Annotated in this window: 18 protein-coding genes; 8 read left to right on the plus strand and 10 right to left on the minus strand. The window is 73.0% G+C overall.

Translation table 11 applies throughout. The features are described from left to right. Window positions 1–5: 5 nt before the first annotated feature. From ACIBBA_RS16780 to ACIBBA_RS16800, 5 genes are all read right to left on the minus strand, one after another. Window positions 6–980, minus strand: a complete 975-nt coding sequence (locus tag ACIBBA_RS16780) for a hypothetical protein (RefSeq protein WP_396698082.1) — start codon at window positions 978–980, stop codon at window positions 6–8. Then, window positions 977–3,451 carry an AAA family ATPase gene (locus tag ACIBBA_RS16785; protein WP_396698084.1) on the minus strand — a complete coding sequence of 825 codons (2,475 nt, stop codon included), beginning with the start codon at window positions 3,449–3,451 and terminating at the stop codon, window positions 977–979. The genes ACIBBA_RS16780 and ACIBBA_RS16785 overlap by 4 nt, the downstream gene beginning before the upstream one ends. Further along, window positions 3,451–4,599, minus strand: coding sequence for an exonuclease SbcCD subunit D (locus tag ACIBBA_RS16790; RefSeq protein ID WP_396698086.1), 1,149 nt, complete (start codon window positions 4,597–4,599; stop codon window positions 3,451–3,453). The genes ACIBBA_RS16785 and ACIBBA_RS16790 overlap by 1 nt, the downstream gene beginning before the upstream one ends. 53 nt (window positions 4,600–4,652) lie before the next feature. Beyond that, window positions 4,653–6,404, minus strand: a complete 1,752-nt coding sequence (locus tag ACIBBA_RS16795) for an ATP-binding protein (RefSeq protein ID WP_396698088.1) — start codon at window positions 6,402–6,404, stop codon at window positions 4,653–4,655. Between the two features lie 179 nt (window positions 6,405–6,583). Beyond that, window positions 6,584–7,330 (minus strand): pyrimidine reductase family protein, encoded by a 747-nt coding sequence (locus ACIBBA_RS16800; RefSeq protein WP_396698090.1) that lies wholly within the window; start codon window positions 7,328–7,330, stop codon window positions 6,584–6,586. Window positions 7,331–7,478: 148 nt separating this feature from the next. On the opposite strand from ACIBBA_RS16800, the gene ACIBBA_RS16805 reads away from it, so the two are divergent. The 6 genes from ACIBBA_RS16805 to ACIBBA_RS16830 all read left to right on the plus strand — a co-directional run bounded on the left by ACIBBA_RS16805 (window position 7,479) and on the right by ACIBBA_RS16830 (window position 14,214). Further along, entirely contained in the window at window positions 7,479–8,024 is a 546-nt protein-coding gene (locus ACIBBA_RS16805) for a plasmid pRiA4b ORF-3 family protein (RefSeq protein ID WP_396698092.1), read from the plus strand. Window positions 8,025–8,312: 288 nt separating this feature from the next. Then, complete coding sequence (locus ACIBBA_RS16810; protein WP_396698095.1) at window positions 8,313–9,623, plus strand: extracellular solute-binding protein; 1,311 nt, start codon at window positions 8,313–8,315, stop codon at window positions 9,621–9,623. 118 nt (window positions 9,624–9,741) lie between these two features. Continuing rightward, on the plus strand, window positions 9,742–10,725 hold the full coding sequence (locus ACIBBA_RS16815; RefSeq protein WP_396698097.1) for a carbohydrate ABC transporter permease: 984 nt from the start codon (window positions 9,742–9,744) through the stop codon (window positions 10,723–10,725). A gap of 104 nt (window positions 10,726–10,829) precedes the next feature. Then, window positions 10,830–11,630: a carbohydrate ABC transporter permease gene (locus ACIBBA_RS16820; RefSeq protein ID WP_396698260.1), complete on the plus strand. Its 801-nt coding sequence runs from the start codon at window positions 10,830–10,832 to the stop codon at window positions 11,628–11,630. After that, a complete protein-coding gene (locus ACIBBA_RS16825; RefSeq protein ID WP_396698099.1) occupies window positions 11,627–13,081 on the plus strand; it encodes a GH1 family beta-glucosidase in 1,455 nt (484 codons plus the stop codon). The genes ACIBBA_RS16820 and ACIBBA_RS16825 overlap by 4 nt, the downstream gene beginning before the upstream one ends. A gap of 86 nt (window positions 13,082–13,167) precedes the next feature. Next, complete coding sequence (locus tag ACIBBA_RS16830) at window positions 13,168–14,214, plus strand: LacI family DNA-binding transcriptional regulator (protein WP_396698101.1); 1,047 nt, start codon at window positions 13,168–13,170, stop codon at window positions 14,212–14,214. Between the two features lie 231 nt (window positions 14,215–14,445). Here ACIBBA_RS16830 and ACIBBA_RS16835 read toward each other — a convergent pair whose 3' ends face one another. Beyond that, on the minus strand, window positions 14,446–15,669 hold the full coding sequence (locus ACIBBA_RS16835) for an acyl-CoA dehydrogenase family protein (protein ID WP_357053467.1): 1,224 nt from the start codon (window positions 15,667–15,669) through the stop codon (window positions 14,446–14,448). Next, window positions 15,669–16,814 carry a phosphotransferase family protein gene (locus ACIBBA_RS16840; protein ID WP_396698104.1) on the minus strand — a complete coding sequence of 382 codons (1,146 nt, stop codon included), beginning with the start codon at window positions 16,812–16,814 and terminating at the stop codon, window positions 15,669–15,671. Before ACIBBA_RS16840 ends, ACIBBA_RS16835 begins: the two co-directional genes overlap by 1 nt. A 149-nt stretch (window positions 16,815–16,963) precedes the next feature. Here ACIBBA_RS16840 and ACIBBA_RS16845 point away from each other — a divergent pair, with 149 nt between their 5' ends. Both ACIBBA_RS16845 and ACIBBA_RS16850 read left to right on the plus strand, forming a co-directional pair. Further along, entirely contained in the window at window positions 16,964–17,665 is a 702-nt protein-coding gene (locus tag ACIBBA_RS16845) for an amino acid-binding protein (protein ID WP_396698106.1), read from the plus strand. 111 nt (window positions 17,666–17,776) lie between these two features. Beyond that, window positions 17,777–18,823: a GNAT family N-acetyltransferase gene (locus tag ACIBBA_RS16850; RefSeq protein ID WP_396698108.1), complete on the plus strand. Its 1,047-nt coding sequence runs from the start codon at window positions 17,777–17,779 to the stop codon at window positions 18,821–18,823. 45 nt (window positions 18,824–18,868) lie between these two features. On the opposite strand, the gene ACIBBA_RS16855 is transcribed toward ACIBBA_RS16850, so the two are convergent. The 3 genes from ACIBBA_RS16855 to ACIBBA_RS16865 all read right to left on the minus strand — a co-directional run bounded on the left by ACIBBA_RS16855 (window position 18,869) and on the right by ACIBBA_RS16865 (window position 22,293). Beyond that, window positions 18,869–20,434 (minus strand): aldehyde dehydrogenase family protein, encoded by a 1,566-nt coding sequence (locus ACIBBA_RS16855; RefSeq protein ID WP_396698110.1) that lies wholly within the window; start codon window positions 20,432–20,434, stop codon window positions 18,869–18,871. Window positions 20,435–20,770: 336 nt separating this feature from the next. After that, complete coding sequence (locus tag ACIBBA_RS16860) at window positions 20,771–21,523, minus strand: LPXTG cell wall anchor domain-containing protein (RefSeq protein WP_396698112.1); 753 nt, start codon at window positions 21,521–21,523, stop codon at window positions 20,771–20,773. A 257-nt stretch (window positions 21,524–21,780) separates the two neighbouring features. After that, window positions 21,781–22,293 carry a GNAT family N-acetyltransferase gene (locus ACIBBA_RS16865; RefSeq protein ID WP_396698114.1) on the minus strand — a complete coding sequence of 171 codons (513 nt, stop codon included), beginning with the start codon at window positions 22,291–22,293 and terminating at the stop codon, window positions 21,781–21,783. Window positions 22,294–22,298: the final 5 nt, after the last annotated feature.

Here is a 22,298-nt window from a genome sequence, read left to right on the forward strand (position 1 = left end):
GAAGGTCAGCCGCGCACGGTGCCCGCGCGGGCGGCGGCGGTGAGCGCCCGGTGCAGCAGTCGGGAATCGCCGAGCAGCGCCCGCAGTCGGCGCTCCAGGCCGGCGATCGGGATCAGGTTCTGCGGGGCCCGCGGATCCTTGTAGGGCGTGGAGGCGAACCGGGGCAGCGTCACCAGGGACAGGTCGGCCAGCTCGACCGCCTCGGCGATGTCGAGCTCGGCGGAGCACTCCAGCCGGACGATGCCCGCCCACGGCGCGCCGGCCGCCACCGGCAGCCGCAGATACCAGGACCAGCCGCCCCAAGCGGTGCCGACCCGGAACACCGGGCAGCGCTGGCCGGCGGCCAGGCCGGTCACCACCGCGGTCAGCCGGGCGTCCAGGTACTGGCTGTGCTGGGTCTTGATGTAGCCCAGGGTGCGGGGCAGCTGCCGGCGGCTACGCAGCGGACCGTCCACCACCAGCAGGTCCCCGTCGGTGCGGGCGGCGTCGGAGACCGCCACCTCCAACGCGGTCAGCGGCCCCTGCACCGCCGCCGGCAGCTTGGCCAGCTCGCCGGTGCCGCCCACCCGGTGCACCGGGTAGCGGATCGTCCCGGCGACCACCTCCTCGGCCGACGGGCTGGCGGTGAAGAGGCCCCGGCCCACCCGGGTGCCGGCCAGCTGCGCCGCGCCCCGCTCGAGGTCGCAGCGGACCACCCCGGCGGCGTAGGAGGCGGCCAGGCCCGGGAAGGAGCCGCCGTCGGCCTCCGCCGTCCAGATGCTGGCGTCGATCCGGCGGACCCCGTCGACCAGCAGCACCACGTCGGGAGCCCGCACCCCGGGTTGTACGTCGATCGCCCGCCACTGCGCCGCCGGCAGCTCGGCGTCCGTCTCCACCTGCGCGCTGCTCGGCGCGGCCGGACCGGTGGCGGACGCCTCGAACGAGGCACCGTACGACGGGTCCCACGCGTCGACGAAGAACCGCCCCGCTGGCGTGCTCACCGGCCGGTCCGTTCGACGCGGGCCGAGCGGGCGTCCTTGCGGACCTCGAATCGGACCGGGATGCGTTCCGCCAGCGCCGGTACGTGGGTGACCACGCCCACCATCCGGTCACCCCGGGCGGCGAGGTTCTCCAGGGTGGCGGCGACCGTGTCCAGAGTGGCCGCGTCGAGCGTGCCGAAGCCCTCGTCCAGGACGATCGACTCCAGGCTCGCCGCCGTGGTGGACATCCCGGCGAGCTGCTCGGAGAGCGCCAGCGCCAGGGCCAGCGACGCCTGGAACGTCTCGCCGCCGGAGAGGGTGCGCACGGCCCGGCGCAGCCCGGCGTCGTGGTGGTCGACGACGAAGAACTCACCCTTGTCGTGCATCAGGTCGTACTGGCCGCCCGAGAGTTCCCGCAGGATCCGGGACGCTCCGTCGACGAGCAGGTCCAACGCCTCGGCCAGCAGCCACCGCTCGAAGTTGTTGGCCCGCAGGTGGCTGGCGAGCGCCCGGGCCACCTGCGCCCGGCGCTCGTGTCCGGCCCGCTGTTCGCGCAGCTCGGCGGCCTGTTCGCGGCGTTCAACCAGCCGGCGCCGGTCGGCCTCGGCCCGCTCGAGCGCGACCGCGGCGGCACGCACCGGGTCGTCCGGGGCGGGCAGCCCGGCGTCGGCGAAGATGCCACCGATGCGCTGCGCCACGGTCGTGGCCGCGCCGTCGGCCTCGGCGACCGCCGCCGCCAGGCCATCGCGCTCCGACCGGCGGCGCCGCGCCTGCGCGTCAGCCCAGTCGGCTAGGGTGCGCCACGCGCCGGCGACGTCGTCCCGGTCGGCGGCCGGCGGCCCGAACCGGGCCAGCCCGTCCCGGACGGAGTCGAAGCGCCGCCACGCCGCCCGTAGCCGCTCCTCGGCGGTGTCCACCGCGCCGCGGGCCCGCCGCGCGGCGTCCCGACCGGCCCGCACCGCCGTGGCCGCCTCGTCCAGCGCCCGCCGTAGCCGGGCGTGCTCGGCCAGCTGATCTCGCAACGCCTCGGCGGTGGCGGCCCCGGCGAGCTGCCCGTCCAGCTCGGCGAGCCGGGCGTCCAACTGCTCCTGCCGGGTCCGGGCCTGCACCAGCACCCGCTCCAGCTCGCGGGCGGCGGTGTCGCGCTCCTGCAGCACCCGCTTGGCCGCCTCGCTGGCCACCCGGGCGGCCTTGCCGGCCTCGACCGCCCCGGCCACCGCCGAACCGGCCGGCACCGCCGGCACCCGGGGGACGACCTGCTCGCAGACCGGGCAGGGCCCGCCGTCGACCAGGTGCGCCCGCAGCGCCACCGCCTGATCGGTGGCCTTCGCCTCCTCGTGGGCCCGGAACGCCGCCGTCAGCCCCTCCTCGGCCCGCTCGGCCGCGGCTCGCGCCTCGGTCAGCGCCCGGACGGCCGCGTCGTGCTCGGTGGTGGCCGCGGCCATCGCCGCCCGGACCACCTCCGCCTCGCCGGCCAGCTTCTCCCGGTCGGCGTACCCGCGCAGCTGCAGCCGCAGGGCGCTCTCGTCGCCGGCGGCGGCCAGCTCGCCGCGGAGCTTCTCCTCGCGCTCCTCGGCCAGCGACACCGCGTTCGCCGCCGCGTCGGCCTCGGCGCGCGCGTCGGTCACTGCCCGGGCCACCTCGGCGACCCCGGCCGGCGCCCGGACCGCGTCCAGCACGGTCAGCTCGGCGTCGAGGGCGGTCAGCGCCGCCGTCGCCTCCCGCGCCGCCGCCCGGGCCGCCTCCAGCTCGGGTACGGCGGCGGTCACCGCCGCGGCCAGCTCGCTCATCCGCTCGACCTGACCGGTGGCCCGATCGAGCGCCTCGTCGTCGACGTCGGTGAGCCCGGCCAGTAGTTGGTCGACCCCCTCCAGTTTCGCCTCGGCCTGCGCCGCGCGGGCGGTGGCCTGCTTCTGCACCTCCTCGTAGACGCCGAGGCCGAGCAGGTTGACCAGGATCTGCTGCCGGGTGGCCGGCTTGGCGTGCAGGAAGTCGGCGAACTGGCCCTGCGGCAGCACCACGCAGCTGGTGAACTGCTCGTAGGGCAGCCCCACCGCCTCCAGCACCGCCTCGTCCATCTCGGCCGGGGTGCCCGCCACCACCTCACCGAGATCCTCCGGGCTCAACCCGGTCTCCAGCTTGGTGACGTCGAAGCCGGGCGGCATCAGCTGCAACCCGGCGTTGGCGGTCTTCACGTTGCCCCGGCTGTCCCGCCGGACCACCCGGGTGGCCACGTAGCGGGCCCCGCCGGACTCGAAGACCAGCCGCACCCGGGCCTCGGCCGTCGACGGCGCGAGCGCGTTGCCCAGGCCCCGGGTGCCACCCCAGCGGGGCACCGTGCCGTAGAGGGCGAAGCAGATCGCGTCCAGCACCGTCGACTTGCCCGAACCGGTCGGGCCGACCAGCGCGAAGAAGTCGGCGTCGGTGAAGTCGACGGTGGTCTCCTCGCGGAAGACGGTGAAGCCGGCCATGTCCAGCCGTATCGGTCGCATCAGCGGTCGACCTCCTCGAAGAGCTCGTCGAAGAGTTCCTGGACGCCGTCGTCGGCGTGGCCCCGGCTCTGCAGGTAGTCGGCGAAGAGCTCGCGCGGTGAGCGCCCGGAGCGTTGTGCGACGCGGGTGCCACTGCCCGGTGCGGGCACCAGCTCGGGATCGATCCGGATCTCCAGCGCCCGGGGCAGCAGCTCCTGCACCTCCTCGCGCAGGCCCGCCCGGGGCTGCTCGCGGACGAAGACCCGCAGCCAGGCGTCCGGCTGCTCCACCTCGGCGAGCTGGGCGAGCGTGCCGCGGACGGTACGCAGGGTGGCCGCCGCGCTCACCGGCACCTCCCGGACCCGGGCGGCGGTGCTCGCGGTGACCTCGACGATGGTCACCGACGGGACGTTCTCCTGCTCGCCGAAGTCGACCGCGAGCGGGCTGCCGCTGTAGCGCACCGGGCAGGGGCCCTCGACCCGCTGCGCGCGGTGCAGGTGGCCCAGCGCGACGTAGTGCGCGGTGGCCGGGAAAACCGTCGCGGGCACCGCGTAGCCGAGCACGGTGTGCGCGTCCCGCTCGCCGCCGCCGGCCGCCGCGCCGGTCACCGTCAGGTGCGCGGTGACCAGGTGCACCCGGTCCTGCTCGTGAAAGCCCTCGGTGAGCCGGCCGAGCACCCGGCCCAGGTGGTCGGCGTACGTCTGGTTCGCCTCGGCGGCGGTCAGCTCGTACATCTCCACCGCGCGGACGGCATAGCGCTGGGAGAGGAACGGCAGCGCGGCCAACCGCCACCGCTCGCCACCGGCGGTGCTGCCGTCGATCACATGCTCGTCGGGACTCTCCCGGACGCTGCCGCGCAGGGTGATCCCGGCGGCCTCGGCCCAGGGGCGCAGCGCGTCGAGCGCGGCGCCGTTGTCGTGGTTGCCGCCGATCGCGACCACGTCCGCGCCGGTGCGGCGCAACGCGGTCAGCGCCCGGGTCACCAGCCGGGTCGCCTCGGGCGTCGGCGCGGCGGTGTCGTAGAGGTCACCGGCGACGATGACCAGGTCGGGCCGTTCGGCACGGGCGATCTCGATCACGCCGGCCAGCACCGCCTTGTGCTCCTCGGCCCGGGACTGGCCCTTGAGGACCTTGCCGACGTGCCAGTCCGAGGTGTGCAGGATCTTCACCGTGCCCGCCCTTCGTTCGCGCTCACCGGTGCCCGCCCTCCGCTGATGCTCACCTAGAACGGGATGTCGTCGTCGCTGCCGCCGCCGGTGCCCACCACCGCGAACGGGTCCGCGGACTGGGTGATCGAGCGGAGGGTCTGCGACGGTGCCCGGCCCGCCTCGCTGACCCGGGTCGCCCAGGCCGGGAACGGGAACTCCAGGCAGAGCGGCACCGGGATGTCCGGTTGGTTGACGAACATGGTGCCCGGCTTGGCCAGCAGCGCCCGCTGACGCTGGGCCGGCGGCAGGAAGCCGTATTCCGGTCGGGACGCCTCGGCCGGGTCGAGGCGGCCGACCACCCGGATCGCCGAGTTGGTGACGATGCGCCGCTCGACCTCGCTCGCCGTCTGCTGCGCGCCGACGAGGATCACGCCCAGTGAGCGGCCCCGCTCGGCGATGTCGAGCAGCACCTCCTTGATGGGGGAGGAGCCCTCCCGGGGGGCGTACTTGTTCAGCTCGTCGAGGACGACGAAGAGCAGCGGCTTGGCGGTGCCCGCCTTCTCCTTGCGCTCGAACTCGCTCTTCAGCGTCACGCCGACCACGAACCGCTGGGCGCGGTCGGGCAGGTTGTGCAGGTCGACCACGGTGACCTGGGCGCTCTCGGTGGTGTTGATGCTGTGCGGGCGGCGGGTGGCCAGGTCGCCCCGGATCAGCCGGCCGAGGTCCTTCTTGCTGCCGATCAGCCGCCGGGCGAACGCGTTGACGGTGCCGAGCCCGACCGCGCTGCCGGCCCAGTCGGAGCGGGTCTCGTCGTCGTTGAGCTGCTCGACGACGTGGTCGACCAGGTCGGCGTAGGTGCCGAGGCGGACCCCGTCGATGCTCACCCCGCCGTCGGCGGGCTGGGCGTAGCGGGCCAGGTGGGCGGCGACGGAGTGGACCACCATCGTGTACTGCTGGCGTTCGTCGTCGGCGTCGGCGAAGACGTAGGGCAGCAGCCGGTCGGCGCAGAACTCGCTGAGCGTCCAGTAGAAGCTGTCGACGCCGGTGAGCCGGCTGCTCACGTCGGGGGTGCCCGACGAATCGCCGACCCGGGGCGGGGCGTAGACCCGGACGTCGGGGAAGGCGCCGGCGTCGAGCCCGAGCTTGGCGTAGCCGGCGCGGGTGGCGTCGTCGAGCCGGGTGTTGGGGTGGTCGAGGAAGAGCAGGTCCTCGCCCTTGACGTTGAAGATGAGCGCCTTGGCGTTGACGGCGTCGCCGCCGAGCACGCCCGAGCGGAAGACCGAGTAGAGCAGGAAGGTGGCGAAGCTGGTCTTGGTGGCCACGCCGGAGATGCCGGAGATGGAGACGTGCGCGCCGCGGCTGCCGTCGAGGAAGTCGGCGTTGAGGTAGACCGGCACCCCGTCGCGACCCATCCCCATCGGGATCCGCCGCTCCATCCGGTCGAAGTGCAGCGCCCGGGCCCGGGCGTCGCCTTCGGCGCGGTGTACCACCGCACCCGGCGTCGGCGGTACGTAGAACTCCGGGTCGACCCGGGTGGTGGTCACCTCGGCCGCCTCCTGCACCTGGGCGGGCAGGGTGCCGTCGGCGATGGCGAAGACGTCGGAGTCGAACTGGGCGCCCTCGTGCCGGGCCCGCACCTGGGTGACCACTCCGGCGATGGTCACCGGCTCCCGGTCGGGCAGCTCGCGCCGGGTGACCACCACGTCGTCGAGCTGGAGGTAGCTGCCGGGTGCCACGGCCGTCCAGAACTGCAGCGGGGTGGCGTCGGCGGTGCCGAGCACGCGGCCGACCACCTCGCCCGGGCCGTCGAACCCGTCATCGGTCATCAGGCAACTCCGGTCGGCTGGTCATCGCGGTCGGGGCACACGTCCTGCATCCTGCCCGAGTAGTACGACAGGTTGCCACGCGACGCGGCGGACGCCACGCCGGTGCGCGGCCCCGCCGGTCGCAGCGTCACGAGACCGGCACCGTGCGTGCCGATCCGGGTACGGCGACCGCCGCGCCGTCAGTGCCGGGCGTAGCGCAGCATCAGCACCCCGTCGCCGGCGGCCAGGACGTGCCGCAGCGCGAGACTGCGCGGCGGGGAGGCCTCGCCCGCGGTGATCCGGCCCGGGCCGGGGCCGGCGAGCAGCGGGGCGACGGTGAGACACAGCTCGTCCACCAGGTCGGCTCCGGTGAGGGCGCCGAAGAGCTGCGGCCCACCCTCGCAGAGCAACTGGTCGAGGCCGCGCCGCCGCAGCTCGGCGAGGCCGGCGACGAGGTCCACCCGGTCGGTGCCGCAGCGCACCAGGTCGGCCACCTCGGCGAGCCCGGGCGGAGGTACGGCGTCGGCGCGGGTGAGCACCACCGGCCGCACCGGCGCGTCGGCGAAGACGGGCTGGGTCGGATCGAGGTCGAGCCCGCCGGAGACCACCACCAGCGTCGGGTACTCGGGCAGGCCGTGCTCGCGACGCCAGGCTCGGCGTCGCTCGTCCAGCCGCAGCGCGCGGTAACCCTCGTGGCGCAGCGTCCCGGCGGCCACCACCAGCGCGTCGCAGAGCATCCGCAGCAGGCCGAAGATCCGCTTGTCCGGCTCGCCGGAGAGCCCGGCGGAGTAGCCGTCCAGGGCCACCGCGCCGTCGAGGCTGGACACGAAGTTCACCCGAAGGTGCGGCCGGTCGGCCCGTCCGTAGAGGGTGGTCAGCGCGGCGTCGTCGAGCGGGTCCGAGGCGCCCGCCGGCCAGATCCGGTCGATCGGGATTCCGACGCTCATTCGCTGGCCGGACCGGTGACCGGAGGGGTCGGTCGGGGGGTACGGTGCTGGCAGTCGCACCAGTTCCGACCCCGACAGTCGCCGTGCCGCTTCGCCCGGCACGCTCCGCAGATCATGCTCGCAGCTTAGCGAGGGGGGATGAGACAGCATGCCGCGTCAGATCTTCCAGCTGAGGATCTCCCTGGCCGGGGTCCGTCCGCCGGTGTGGCGCCGGGTGCTGGTGCCGGCCGGCTACACCCTCGACCGGCTGCACCGGGTGATCCAGCACGCGATGGGTTGGCGCGACTGCCACCTGCACTCGTTCGAGATCGACGGGCTCCAGTACGGCGAGCCCGACCCGGACGGCGAGCTGGCGCTGCACGACGAGCTCGACGTCCGGCTCGACGCGGTGCTCGGCAAGGGCAGCCGGTTCCAGTACACCTACGACTTCGGTGACTGGTGGGAGCACGACCTGGTGGTCGAGGACGCGGTCACCGCCGACCCGGAAGAGCGCTATCCGACCTGTCTGGACGGTGAGCGGGCCGGCCCGCCGGAGGACGTCGGTGGTGCGCCCGGCTACCAGGGGCTGCTCGTCGCGCTGGCCGATCCGGGCCATCCGGAGCATCGTTCCATGCGGGACTGGGCCGGCGCCGGCTTCGATCCGGGCGCGTTCGACGCCGGGCGTGCCGGCACCCTGCTGCGCCGCTTCTGCTGATCCGCTGAGCACGGCCGCCCCGGTGGCGGCCGGTCCCGCGTGCCCTCGGCCGGTCACCGCGCGCGGCGGGTGCCGGTAACAAATTGGGAACGCTCCCAAGGCTCTATTGACACTCTCGACACGTGCCCGCAATCTCATGGGAGCGCTCCCGATGCGTGAGCGTCAGCACTGCCCGATGCGCGGCTCGGGGGCGGGCAGGTAGCCGCCACGCGGGTTCAGCGACCGGAGAGCCCGCACAGCCAGGCACCGGAACCACCACACGAATCACCCACCTGAGAGGGGTCAGGGATGAGCGTCATCAGGCGCCAGCTCCGCACTGCCGCGGTCGTCGCGATCGCCGTGGGCGTGGCCCTCGGCAGCACCGCGTGCAGCAAGAAGAACGACGACGGGGCAGGTGGCGAGAACGGGCAGGTCAAGCTCGTCCTCCAGACCTTCTCCAACTTCGGGTACGACAAGGCCATCAAGGACTTCGAGGCGGCCAACCCGAACATCAAGGTCGAGCACCAGAAGATGGGCGAGCTGCGGGACTTCCAGCCGAAGCTGGTGCAGTGGCTCGCGGCGGGCAGCGGCGCCGGTGACGTGGTCGGTCTGGAAGAGGGTGTGCTGCTCCAGTACGTGCAGAACCACGACAAGTTCAGCAACCTGCTCGACCTCGGCGCCAGCGAGTTGAAGTCCAACTTCCCGGAGTGGAAGTGGAACAACGCGATGACGCCGGACGGCAAGAAGCTGATCGGGCTCGGCACCGACGTCGGCGGCCTGGCCATGTGCTACCGCAAGGACCTGTTCCAGCAGGCGGGCCTGCCCACCGAGCGGGACGCGGTCTCCCAGAAGATCAGCACCTGGGACGACTACGTCGCGCTGGGCCGTCAGTTCAAGAACAGCGGCAAGGTCAAGGCGGCGTGGCTGGACAGCGCCACCAGCCTGATGCAGCCGTACGTCATGCAGAACTCCGAGACGTTCTTCTTCGACAAGGAGAACAAGTTCATCGGTGACACCAACCCGGTCGTCCGCAGGGCGTGGGACCTGGGTCTGCAGATGGCCGCCGACGGGCTGACCGCCAAGGCGCAGCGCTGGAGCGCCGACTGGGACGCCGCGTTCAAGAACAACGCCTTCGCCACGATCCCCTGCCCGGCCTGGATGACCGAGGGCATCATCGCCCAGCGTTCCGGCCCGACCAACGCCGGCAAGTGGGACATCGCCAAGATCCCGGGCGGCGGCGGCAACTGGGGCGGCTCCTACCTCGCCGTCCCGGCGCAGACCAAGCACCCGAAGGAGGCGTACCTGCTGGCCAAGTACCTGACCAGCAAGGAGGGCCACCTGGCGGCGTTCAACGAGGCCGGCGCGATGCCCTCCAGCATCCCGGGCATCGAGGACCCCGCCTTCAAGGGCAAGACGAGCGAGTACTTCAGTGGCGCCCCGATCGGTCAGATCTTCGGTGACAGCGTCAAGAACATGAAGCCGGTCTTCCTCGGCGCCAAGCACCAGCAGGTCTGGGAGACCATCGTCGAGCCGCAGATGCAGGCGGCCGAGCGCGGCCAGACCAGGTCGGACGCCGCGTGGACCAAGGCGATGAACGAGGCCAAGAAGGCCGTCGCCTGATCCGCCGGTGACCCGCCGGCTCACGGACACGACGTGCCGTGAGCCGGCGGCGGCGCTCGGTCCCCGGCAGGGTGTGGGCGCCGCCGAGGCCGCTCCCCTTTTCCCGGAAGGACCTGCCATGAGCTCCACTGTCGGCGCGGCGCCGCCACGGCGGACCGCCACGCCACCCCGCCAGCGACCAGAGCCCCGCCGCTCCTCGTACCGGCTCGGCCGCTGGGACCTCAAGTACTCGCCCTACCTCTACGTCGCGCCATTCTTCGTCCTGTTCGGGATCTTCGGTCTCTTTCCGCTGCTCTACACGGTCTACGTCTCGCTCTTCGACTACGAGCTGCTCAGTGGCACCCGCGAGTACGCGGGGCTGGAGAACTACCGCGACCTGCTGGTGGACGCGCAGTTCTGGAACGCCGCGTACAACACGGTGGGCATCTTCCTGCTGAGCACGGTGCCGCAGCTCATCGTGGCGCTCCTGCTCGCCAACCTGATGAACCGTCAGATGCGCGGCCGCACCCTGCTGCGCATGGGCATCGTCGTCCCGAACATCACCTCGGTCGCGGCGGTCGGCATCATCTTCGCGCTGATCTTCGCCGACCGGTACGGCCTGGTGAACTGGCTGCTCGGCAGCGTCGGCGTCGACCCCGTGGCCTGGCGCGACAACCGGTACGCCTCCTGGCTGGCGATCGCCTTCATGGTCGACTGGCGCTGGACCGGCTACAACGCCCTGATCTACCTCGGCGCCATGCAGGCCATCCCGAAGGACCTCTACGAGTCGGCCTCATTGGACGGCGCCTCGGCGTGGCGACAGTTCTGGCAGATCACCGTGCCGCTGATCCGCCCGACCATCGTCTTCACGGTCATCATCTCCACGATCGGTGGCTTCCAGATCTTCACCGAGCCGCTGATGTACGGCCACGGAATGGTGCGCGGCGGCGCGGAGCACGAGTTCCAGACGTTGGCCATGTACATCTACGAGCAGACGTTCACCGGCAACGCCGAGTACGGCTACGGCGCGGCGATGTCCTGGCTGCTCTTCCTGATGATCGTCATCTTCGCGCTGATCAACTTTGCGCTCGTCCGGCGCTCGGTGAAGGGGGAGAAGAAGTGACCACCACCCAGGCCCTCCCTCGATCTGTCGCGCCGCTACCGGAGGACCCCAAGCGCCGTCGACGGCGCGGCACGCCGGGCGGCAGGCTCTGGCAGGCCAGCCCGCTGACCTACTTCGCGCTGGTCATCGGCTGCGTACTGTCGATCTTCCCGATCGTCTGGTCGTTCATCATCGCCTCGCGGGACAACAGCGCCGTCTACGAGATGCCGCCCACGCCGGGCGGAATGCTCTTCGAGAACATCGAGCGGATGCTCGCCAACGAGGACGCCGCGTTCATCTACGGCCTGGTCAACTCGGCCGTGGTGTCGAGCATCGTCACCGTCTCGGTGATCTTCTTCTCCAGCCTGGCCGGCTTCGCGTTCGCCAAGCTCCGGTTCCGCGGCCGCAACGGTCTGCTCCTGGTGATCGTGCTGACCATGATGGTGCCGACCCAGCTCGGGATCATTCCGCTCTACCTGATGATGGTCGAGCTGGAGTGGACCGGCACCCTGCAGGCCGTCATCGTGCCGTTCCTGGTCCAGGGCTTCGGCGTGTTCATGATGCGCCAGTACGCGATGTCCGCGATCAGCGACGAGCTGATCGAGGCGGCCCGCCTCGACGGCTGTTCGACCTGGCGGATCTACTGGAACGTGGTGCTGCCCGCGCTGCGTCCGGCCGCGGCGATCCTCGGACTGCTGACCTTCATGCAGACCTGGAACGAGTTTCTCTGGCCGTTCATCGTGCTGACCCCGGACACCCCGACGGTGCAGTACTCCCTCAAGATCCTCTCGTCCGGTCTCTACCAGACCGACTACACCGCGCTCTTCGCCGGCACGGCCCTCGCGACCCTGCCGTTGCTGATCGTGTTCGTCCTGTTCGGCCGCCAGATCATCGGCGGGATCATGGAAGGTGCCGTCAAGTCGTGAGCAACCCCGCCAGCCCGCCCGCCGTCGGCGTTCTCGACCACGGGCCGGCGCTGAGGTTTCCGCCCGGCTTCCGGTGGGGCGCGGCGACCGCGGCGTACCAGATCGAGGGGGCGGCCGCCGAGGACGGTCGCACGCCGTCCATCTGGGACACCTTCAGCCACACCGCCGGCCGGGTGGTCGGCGGGCACACCGGCGACGTGGCCTGCGACCACTACCACCGGCTCGGCGAGGACGTCGCGTTGATGGCCGGGCTGGGCCTCAACGCGTACCGGTTCTCGGTTTCCTGGCCCCGGGTGCAGCCCGGCGGCGCCGGCCCCGCCAACCCGGCCGGGCTCGACTTCTACCGCCGGCTCCTCGACGAGCTGCTGGGGCACGGGATCGAGCCGTGGCTGACCCTCTACCACTGGGACCTGCCGCAGCCGCTGGAGGACGCCGGGGGATGGCCGGCCCGGGACACCGCGGCCCGGTTCGCCGACTACACCGCGCTGGTCGCGGAGGCGCTCGGCGACCGGGTGCGGCACTGGACCACCCTCAACGAGCCGTGGTGCTCGGCATTCCTCGGCTACGGCTCCGGGGTGCACGCGCCGGGCCGTACCAACGGCGCCGAGGCGGTCCGGGCCGGGCACCACCTGATGCTCGGCCACGGCCTGGCCGTGCAGGCGCTGCGCGCGGCCCGGCCACAGGCCGAGGTCGGCGTGACGGTCAACCTCTACCCGGTCACGCCGGCGAGCGACGCGCCCGCCGACCGGGACGCGGCGCGGCGGATCGACGCGCTGGCGAACCGGTTCTTCCTCGACCCGCTGCTGCGCGGGGCGTACCCGGCGGACCTGCTGGCCGACCTGCGCGAGGTGACCGACTTCGGCCACGTGCGCGACGGTGACCTGGCCACCATCGCCAGCCCGCTCGACCTGGTCGGCATCAACTACTACAGCCGGCACGTGGTGGCCGCGCCGGTCGCGCCAGCCTCGTCGGCCTCGTCGGCCTCGTCGGCCGAGCCGGGCGGGCCGGCGGCGTCCTGCTGGCCGGGAAGCGAGGACGTCCGGTTCGTCCACCGGGGCGTGCCGGTCACCGACATGAACTGGGAGATCGACGCCCCCGGCCTGGTGGAGACCCTGCGCCGGGTGCACGAGGAGTACACCGACCTGCCGCTCTACGTGACCGAGAACGGCTCGGCCTTCGTCGACGAGGTGGTGGACGGGCGGGTCGACGACATCGACCGTCTGGCGTACTTCGACGCCCATCTGCGTGCCGCGCACGCCGCGATCGGCGCCGGCGTGCCCCTGGCCGGCTACTTCGCCTGGTCATTGATGGATAATTTCGAGTGGGCCTGGGGTTACACCAAGCGGTTCGGCATGATCTACGTCGACTACGACAGCCAGAACCGCATCCCCAAGTCCAGCGCCAGGTGGTACGCCGAGGTGATCCGACGCAACGGTCTGGCCGCACAATAGGCGAGGGCCAGCCACCAACGGGCGGCCCCGACGTCCGCCCCCGCGCGGGTGGACGTCGGGACGACCCGACGTCGGAGGAGCAGACGATGACAACGCAGCGCACCCGGTCGCTCGGGCGCCCGACCCTCGACGCGGTCGCTGCCCGTGCCGGTGTGGGGCGCGGAACGGTCTCCCGCGTGGTCAACGGCTCCCCGCAGGTGAGTCCGGAGGCCCGGGCCGCGGTGCAGCAGGCCATCGCCGAGCTGGGGTACGTGCCGAACCGGGCGGCCCGGGCGCTGGTCACCCAGCGGACCGACTCCGTCGCGCTGGTCGTCTCGGAGTCCGGCGAACGGATCTTCACCGAGCCGTTCTTCGCGGCGATCGTGCGCGGCATCAGCTCCGCCCTGCTGGAGACGCCGATGCAGCTCTGGCTGGCGATGGCCCAGTCGCCGGTGGAGCGGGAGCGGGTCGAGCACCACCTGACCAACCAGCACGTCGACGGCGTACTGCTGCTCTCCCTGCACGACTCCGACCCGCTGCCCACCCTGCTCGAGGAGCGGGGCCTGCCCGCGGTGCTCGGCGGGCGGCCGGCGCGGATGCTGCAACCCGAGGCGCAGCCGGCCTGGTTCGTCGACGTCGACAACGTCGGCGGCGCCCGGCACGCGGTGGAACACCTGGCCGGCCGCGGCCGGCGGCGGATCGCCACCATCGCCGGCCCGCAGGACATGGGCGCCGGCCTCGCCCGCCTGACCGGCTACACCGAGGCCGTCCGGGCCGCCGTGGGCACCGTCAACCCGGACCTCATCACGTACGGCGACTTCAGCGAGGAGAGCGGCGCGGCCTGCATGCGCCGGCTGCTGGAGGTCTGTCCCGAGCTGGACGCGGTCTTCGTCGCCTCCGACCTGATGGCCTTCGGCGCGCTGCGTACCCTGCGCGAGGCCGGTCGACGGGTGCCGGAGGACGTCGCGGTGGTCGGCTTCGATGACGCGCCGATCGCCCGGCAGGCCGACCCGCCGCTGACCACGGTCTTCCAGCCGGTGGAGGAGATGGGTCGGCAGATGGCCCGGCTGCTGGTCGCCCGGATCCGCGGTGACGAACTCCCCGCCCCCCACATTTTGCTCGACACCCAACTGATCGAACGCGCCAGCGCCTGACCCCGCCCCCGCGTCTGCCCCGACCCCGGCCGCTGATCATGAGCTTGCCGGCGACGGATCGGGCATATCGCGCCGCAAACCTCGGGATCGCCGGACGCTCGGCCGAAGATCGCGCTCGATCCTGGATGTAGTGGGGTGCTGCGCGGGCCGAGGCCACTACATCCGGGATGCAGCACGATCTTCCGGGGCGGGGCGGGGCGGGGCGGGGCGGGGCGGTGTGGCTGTTCGGGGTCAGGCGGGGGTGGGGGACCAGCGGCGGAGTTCGCGGCGGGCCAGGGAGGCGCGGTGGACCTCGTCGGGGCCGTCGGCCAGGCGGAGGGTGCGGGTCTGCGCCCAGAGGGCGGCGAGTGGAGTGTCCTGACTGACCCCGGCGCCGCCGTACCCCTGGATGGCCTTGTCGATCACCCACTCGGCCATCGCCGGCGTGGCGATCTTGATGGCCTGGATCTCGGTGTGCGCGCCCTTGTTGCCGACGGTGTCCATCAACCAGGCGGTCTTGAGGACCAGCAGCCGGGCCTGCTCGATGCGGACCCGGGACTCGGCGATCCACTCGCGGACCACACCCTGCTCGGCGAGGGGCCGGCCGAACGCGATCCGCTCGGTGGCTCGCCGGCAGAGCAGCTCCAGCGCCCGCTCGGCCATCCCGATCAGGCGCATGCAGTGGTGGATCCGGCCCGGGCCGAGCCGGGCCTGGGCGATGGCGAAGCCGCCGCCCTCGGCGCCGACCAGGTTCTCCACCGGCACCCGTACGTCGGTGAAGTCGATCTCGGCGTGCCCGCCGTGCGACGCGTCGGAGTAGCCGAAGACCGTCATGCCCCGCCGCACCGTGACGCCCGGGGTGTCCCGGGGGACCAGCACCATGCTCTGCTGGCGGTGCCGCTCGGCGTCCGGGTCGGTCTTGCCCATCACGATGAAGATCTCGCAGCGCGGGTCCATCGCCCCGGACGACCACCACTTCCGCCCGTTGATCACGTAGTGGTCGCCGTCGCGGGTGATCCGGGTGGCGATGTTGGTGGCGTCCGAGGAGGCGACGTCCGGCTCGGTCATGCAGAACGCCGAGCGGATCTCCCCCTCCAGCAGGGGCAGCAGCCAGCGCTCCCGCTGCTGCGCGGAGCCGAACTCGGCGAGCAGCTCCATGTTGCCGGTGTCCGGCGCGGCGCAGTTGAGCGCCTCGGGCGCCAGGTGCGGGCTGCGCCCGGTCAGCTCGGCGAGCGGGGCGTACTGGAGGTTGGTCAGCCCGGCACCGAAGCGCCGGTCGGGGAGGAAGAGGTTCCACAGCCCGCGCTTGCGCGCCTCGACCTTCAGCTCGGCGAGCACCGGAGACCGCGCCCACGGGTCACCGGCCGCGGCAACCTGCTCGGCGTGCACCGGCTCGGCCGGGTAGACGTGCTCGGTGAGGAAGGCGGCCAGCTCGGCCCGCAGCTCCTCGGTGCGGCTGTCGTACGCGAAGTCCATCAGCGCTCCCCGGCGGCGGTCAGCCCGTACGCGACCAGCGGTGCCACCATCTCGCCGATCCGGTCGAATCCCTCGCCGAGCGTCTGCCCGAGCGTGTGCCGATAGTGGATCCCCTCGCAGATCACCGCGAGCTTGAAGCAGCCGAGCGCGATGTGCCAGTGCAGCGGGCCGACGTCGACGTCGCTGCGACCGGCGTAGCGCTCGATCAGCTCGGCGCCGGTGGGGAAGCCGGCTCGCGGGCCGAGCCCGTCGGCGACCGGGTTGCCGGCGGCCGACTCGCTGCCGCCGAGCACGTCCCAGTAGGTCAGCAGCAGGCCCAGGTCGGCCAGCGGGTCGCCGAGGGTCGCCATCTCCCAGTCGAGCACCGCGCGGACCGCCACCGGGTCGACGGTGGCCAGGAGGTTGTCGAGCCGGTAGTCGCCGTGCACGATCCGGCCCGCGTTGGCGCCCTCGGGCACGGTCGCTGCCAGCCGGTCACGCAGTTCGTCGATGCCGGGCAGCGGCCGACTGCGGGAGCGGTCCAGCTGCCCCGCCCACCGGCGCACCTGACGCGCCAGGTAGCCCTCCGGGCGGCCAAAGTCGCCGAGCCCGACCGACGCCGGCTCCACCCGGTGCAGCGCGGCGAGGGTGTCCATCATCGACATCGCCAGTTCCCGACGCCGCTCGTCGCCGAGCGGGTCGGTCTGTGCCCGGGTGCGCAGGACCTCGCCGGCCACCCGCTCCATCAGGTAGAACGGCGCGCCGATCACCTCCGGGTCGGCGCAGAGCAGCAGCGCCCCGGGCACCGGCACGTCGGTCGGAGCCAGCGCGGAGATCACCCGGAACTCCCGGCCCATGTCGTGGGCGGTGGCCAGCACGTGCCCGAGCGGCGGGCGGCGCAGCACCACCTCACGCTCGCCGACGCGCAGCAGGTAGGTGAGGTTGGATTTGCCGCCGGCGATCAACTGGGCCCGCAGCGGGCCGCCGGCCAGGTCGGGCCGGTGGGCGGCGAGGTAGCGGGCGAGCCGGTCGAGATCCAGCCCGGCCGGCGTCGCGGCCTCGCCGCTGTCGCCCGGATCGGTGGCGGCCGATCGGGAGGGGTCGGCACCGGTGGGGGTGGCGGGGGTGGCCCCCGGCCGGAGCGCGTCGACGGCCGGATCGCTCATCCGAATAGTTGATGGCAGCTCCGCCATGTTGTCAAGGTCGGATTTTGCTCCCGGGACATGCCGCGGCAACAGGGACGAAATGGGCAACGAGCAGGCTGGTGCCCAGCCTGCCGGCCACCACCGCCGGCCCGCCGAGCGGAGGGACAACCATGCTGCTGCGTCTTCGGGTCACCCTGCCGGACCGTCCCGGCACCCTCGGTCAGGTGGCCCGCACCCTGGGCGTCTCCGGTGCGGACATCGTCCAGGTGGTGGTGCTGGAACGGCTCGGCGGGCGGGCGGTCGACGACTTCACCGTGGTCTGGCCGGGCGCCGCCCGGGTGGAGCGGATGCTGGCCGGTCTCGGGGCGATCCCGGGCGTCCGGGTGGACGGGGTGTGGCGGGCGATCGGCGCGCCCACCACCACCGGCCAGGACGCCGAGCTGCTGGCCCAGGTCGCGGCGAACCCGGCCGACGGGCTGGCCACCCTGGTCGACGCGGTGCCCGGGCTGCTCGCCGCCGACTGGGCGGTGGCCGCGGTGGTCCCGGTGGACTGGGCGTCCCGAGCCGGTGGCGGGGACGCGACCGTCGGGCACGCCAGCTGGCGGGCCCCCGTACCGCCGCAGCTGCCGGAGGTGACGCCGCTGCGCGCCCGGTCGATGACGACGCCCGACGGCACCCACTACGCGGTCGCGCCGTTCGGGCGGGCCGGCCTGGTCCTGGTGGTGGCCCGCGAGCACACCGACCCGCTCACCGCCGCCGCGTTCCACTCCACCGAGGTCGACCGGCTGGCCCAGCTGGTGCGGGCCAGCGCGGTGATCCTCGGCGACCGGCTCGACCTGGTGGGCACGCCGTCGGTGACCGTCGGCTCCTGAGCCGGTTCGCGCCCGCGACGTGAGCTGTGCCACCGGTCGGCAGCCGTCACCCCGGAGCAATCGGCCGGCAACAGCCGGCGGCCATGGTGGTAGCGGGGAAGGGAGCCAACCATGACGTTGTGGCGGATCCGAGCGACCGTGGACGACCGACCGGGCTATCTGTCGGTGCTCACGGCGAGCCTGGCCCTGCGCGGGGTCAACATCCTCGCCGTGCAGGTGCACACCACCGAGCGAGGCGCGGTCGACGACTTCCTCGTCGACGCGCCGGACGCGCTGGGCGAGGCCGAGCTGGTGGCCGCCGTCGAGCGTGGCCGTGGGCGGGACTGCTGGGTGGCGCGCAGCGAGGCGCGCGGGCTGGCCGACCAGCCCACCCGGGTGCTCGGCCTGGCCAACCGGCTGGTCCGCGACCCGGACGCGACGGGCGAGGTGCTGCGCGCGCTGCTCGGCGCGGACACGGTCACGTGGCGACCGGACGAGGCGGCCAGCGCTGGGATCACCGACACCACGATGCGGCTGGCCGACCCGGGCGGCGGCACGTTCACCCTGCGCCGGGCGGCGCCGGAGTTCACCCCCGCCGAGTACGCCCGCGCCCAGGCGCTGGTCGAGCTGGCGGCGAGCGTGGTGCGCCGGGCCGCCGAGCAGGTCACCGTGGTCCTGCCCGACGGCGCCGAACTGGCCGTACGGCCGGCGGTCGCCGACGACCTGCCGGGCGTGCTCGACCTGCACGACGGCTGCTCGGCGCGCAGCCGGCAGCGCCGTTACCTGGGCGGCGCCGCGCTGCCCGCGCCGGCCCGGCTGCGCCGGCTGCTGGAGCCGGCCCGTGGGTTGACCCTGCTCGCCACGACCACCGGCTCCGACCGGGCGGCGGAGTCGGTGGTCGCCATGGCCAACCTGCTCGGCGAGGGGGACGAGGCCGAGGCGGCGCTGCTGGTGCGTGACGACTGGCAGCGCCGCGGGCTCGGCTCGGCGCTGCTGCGCCGGCTGGTCCGGCACGCCGACCGGTCCGGGTACGCCGCGCTGGTGCTGCACGTGCAGGCGGAGAACGGGCCGATGCTGCGGACCGTGCGCCGGCTGGACCGGCCGACCGCGACCGACCGGGACGGCTCGGTGGTCACCCTCACCGTTGCGCTGGCCGCGCCGGCCCCCGCCCGCCGTTGACCCACCTCGGCCCGGGGCGCGCGCCCCGGGCCGGGCCCTTCGGTGTCAGGTGGTGGGGTAGCTGCTGTAGTCGGGGAAGTTGCCGTAGAGGCGTCCGGCGCCGCCCTGGGTGACGGCGTGCACCAGCAGGTCGCCGCCGACGAACGCGCCCTTCCAGGAGGCGCCCCGGCCGCCGAAGGGCTCGTCGCGGTCGCCCCGGGAGCGGGGCTTGTTGATCCCCACCTTGAACGCCTGGAGGTCCACCGCCAGCTTCGCGGCCTCGTCGGTGTCGTCGCAGGCGAGGCTGGCCACCAGCGCGCCGTTGGAGGCGTTCATCGCCGCCAGCAACTCGTCGGTGGTGTCCACCACGACGATCGTGTCGACCGGGCCGAACGGCTCGGCGTGCATCAGCCGGGACCGCCCGGGCGGGGCGAGCAGCACCGACGGCGCCACGTACGCCGAGGTGTCCTGCCCGTCCAGGAACGGTGCGCCGGCGAGCTTGCCCCGGTGCAGCGGCACCGCGCCACCGCGGACCGCCTCGTCCACCTTGCGGCGCAGCTCGTCGGCCTTGGCGGCGCTGATCAGCGGCCCGAAGTCCAGCTCGGGCAGCGGGTCGCCGGTCGACCAGTCGTCGCCCACCGCGAGGGGGTGTCCGAACCGGACCGAGCGCACGACCGGCAGGTACATGTCGAGGAACTCGTCGACCAGGTCGCGCTGGACCACGAACCGGGGGTACGCGGTGCAGCGCTGCTTGCCGTACTCGAAGCCCTTCTTCAGGTGCCCGGCGAGCAGGTCCCACTGGGAGAAGTTCCAGATCCCCCAGGCGTTGAGCCCTTCCTGCTCGATGAAGTGCCGCTTGTCGGAGTCGAGCAGCGCGGCGGCCACCTTGCCACCGTTGGACCGGCCGCCGACGAAGGCCACCGCGCCGATCTCCGGTGCCCGGACCAGCACCTCGGAGAGCTCCTCGCCGCCGCCGGACACCAACGTCGCGGGCAGCCCGGCCCGGCGCATCAGCGCGTGCGCGACGGTCAGGCAGACGGCGCCACCCTGCGACGGGGTCTTGGCGATGACCGCGTTGCCGGCCAGCAGCTGCACCAGCTCCGCGTGCACCAGGACGCTCATCGGGTAGTTCCACGAGGCGATGTTGCTGACCGGGCCGGGCAGCGGCTCGCGTCCGTCGGCGAGCATCCGGTCGATCTCGCCGACGTACCAGCGGACGCCGTCCAGCGCCCGGTCCACGTCCGCGCAGGCGAGCCGCCACGGCTTGCCGATCTCCCAGACCAGCAGCAGGGCGAGCAGGTCACGGTGGTCGGTGAGCGCGTCCAGGGCGTCGGTGACGCGGGCCTTGCGCTCGGCGAGCGGGGTGTCGGCCCAGTCGCGGTGCGCGGCGGCCGCGTGCGCGACCGCGGCGCGGGCGGTGTCGGCGTCGAGCCGGGCCAGGTTGATCAGGACGGTGTTGTCCACCGGGGTACGGGCCGGCGTCGGTACGCCGACCGCCCGCCACTCGCCCTCGACGAGATTGTGCAGGGTGCTGACGCCGTCGACGGGGGCGCCGAACGCCTCCGGGGTGGCGGCCACCGCGCGGGCGAGGGTGTCGGACCAGGCGGTGCCTTCGGCGAGTCGTAGGGCCATCGCGTTCTCCTCAGGGTTGACCGGGGAGCGGCGGCGTCGATGGCACCGCTGGTGTCGGGTACTGTCCCGCGTTGCGTGACGGCCCAGCAACCGTACGTTCGTACGGCGGGACGCGTCGCGCCGCCGCCTGTGCGGCTCCCGGCCCAGCTCTGTCCATGCTGACCTGGGCGGGACGCGGTGAATCTATTTATACCCGTCGATTATGTGAGCTTCCCCCGGGCGTCGTCGGCCAGTTACCCGTCAGTACGGATCTCCGGTCGTGGCGGATCAACCCGGCCCGGAAACGGCAACCGGCCGCCGGACCGATGTCCGACGGCCGAGCCCCGATGGTGTCTCTCAACTGGTGAAGGTGATCCGGTCGCGCCGACGGCGCAGCCAGGTCAGCGCGAAGCCGCCGCCGATGAGGGCGAGACCGGTCAGCGCGATGCTGGTCGCCGCCACTCCGGTGATCGGCAGGCTGCCGCCGCCACCCCCGCCGCCGTTGCCGCCACCACCGTTGCCGCCGCCACCGTCGCCGCCTCCGGGCGTGGTGGGCGGCGGTGTTCCGGGCGTGGTCGGGGGCGGGCTGTCCGGCGTCTCGCACGGCTGGAGCCAGAACACCTTGTGCTTCGCGTCGGACGATTTGCCGTCCACCAGGTCCACGTCGAGCTTGAGGTGGTAGCCCTGCTTGGGGTGGGCGGTGAGGCCGCCGAGCGCCAGGTCGGTGGCGGAGAGGCGGATCACCTCGTCGTGGTCGTTCTCCGCGCCGCCGGCCGCGTCCGTGCTGATGACGCGGTTGCGGACCGACCAGACCACGATGTCCTTCCCGGACGGCGGCTGGGCGGTCAGCGTGATGTCGGCGGCCTGGTTGGCGTCGAAGTTGAAGAACTCCAGTTCGAAGTCGCACGTCACGTGCGGCTGGTTGTCGACCTTGTCGCTGAACGGAGCGCCGTCGATCTTCACCGTGCCGTTGTCGCCCGGGGGATTGTGGCCGCCCGGCGCCTGGGACAGGGCCGCGGCGTTGGCCCACCCCGGAGCGGCGACGGCGAGGCAGGCAGTGGCGGCGGCCGCGGTGAGGGCGGCGCGCGCCACATGCCGACGTTGAGGCATGAGGAATCCTCCGAGATCGGTAGAGGGGACGGCACATGATCCCATGAGCGGGATCGGCAGGCGACATCGGACGATCGGTCTGAGCTGGGACAACGCGCGGGCTCGACGGCAAAACAAGGCCGAACTTTCCGCCGATCCTCGGTGTGTCGGTGTAACACGTACGAGCCGCCAGACGCTGCGCCGTCTCCGAGTCGACGAGGCGAGATCTTGGACAGTTACCGTTCGCCGTTAACGGCAACTGTCCAAGATTCAGGGATTCAGTCGACGAGTTCGTCGGCGAGCAGGTCCATCAGCAAGCCGTCGTGCCAGCGTCCGTCCGCACCGCGCTCATAGCGGCGCAGCACCCCGACCGGGCGGAAGCCGACCTTGGCGTAGCTGCGGATCGCCGGGGTGTTCGCCGCCGCCGGGTCGATGGTGAACCGGTGGTGGCCGTACGCCTCGATCAGGTGCCGGACCAGGGTGCGGATCGCGTCCGGGCCGAGGCCGCGGCCCTGCACCGCCGGGTCGAGGAAGACGTCCAGGCTGGCGTGCCGGTAGTCCGGGTCCTCCTCGGCGTACCACTGGATGGCGCCGACCACCTGCCCGTCGTGTCCGATGGTGTAGACCGTCAGCGACTCGTCGGTGAGGTCGGCGCGCACCGCGGCGGCCAGGTCGTCGTCGCCGCGCCACCAACGGCGGACCGTCGGGGCGGCCCGGATCGCCGCGAGGGCCGGCACGTCGGCCGCGGTGGCCGGCCGCAGTGTCACCGCGCGACCCCGCAGCTCCGACATCCGGG

This window comes from Micromonospora sp. NPDC051006 (assembly GCF_044456245.1).
Classification (GTDB): domain Bacteria; phylum Actinomycetota; class Actinomycetes; order Mycobacteriales; family Micromonosporaceae; genus Micromonospora.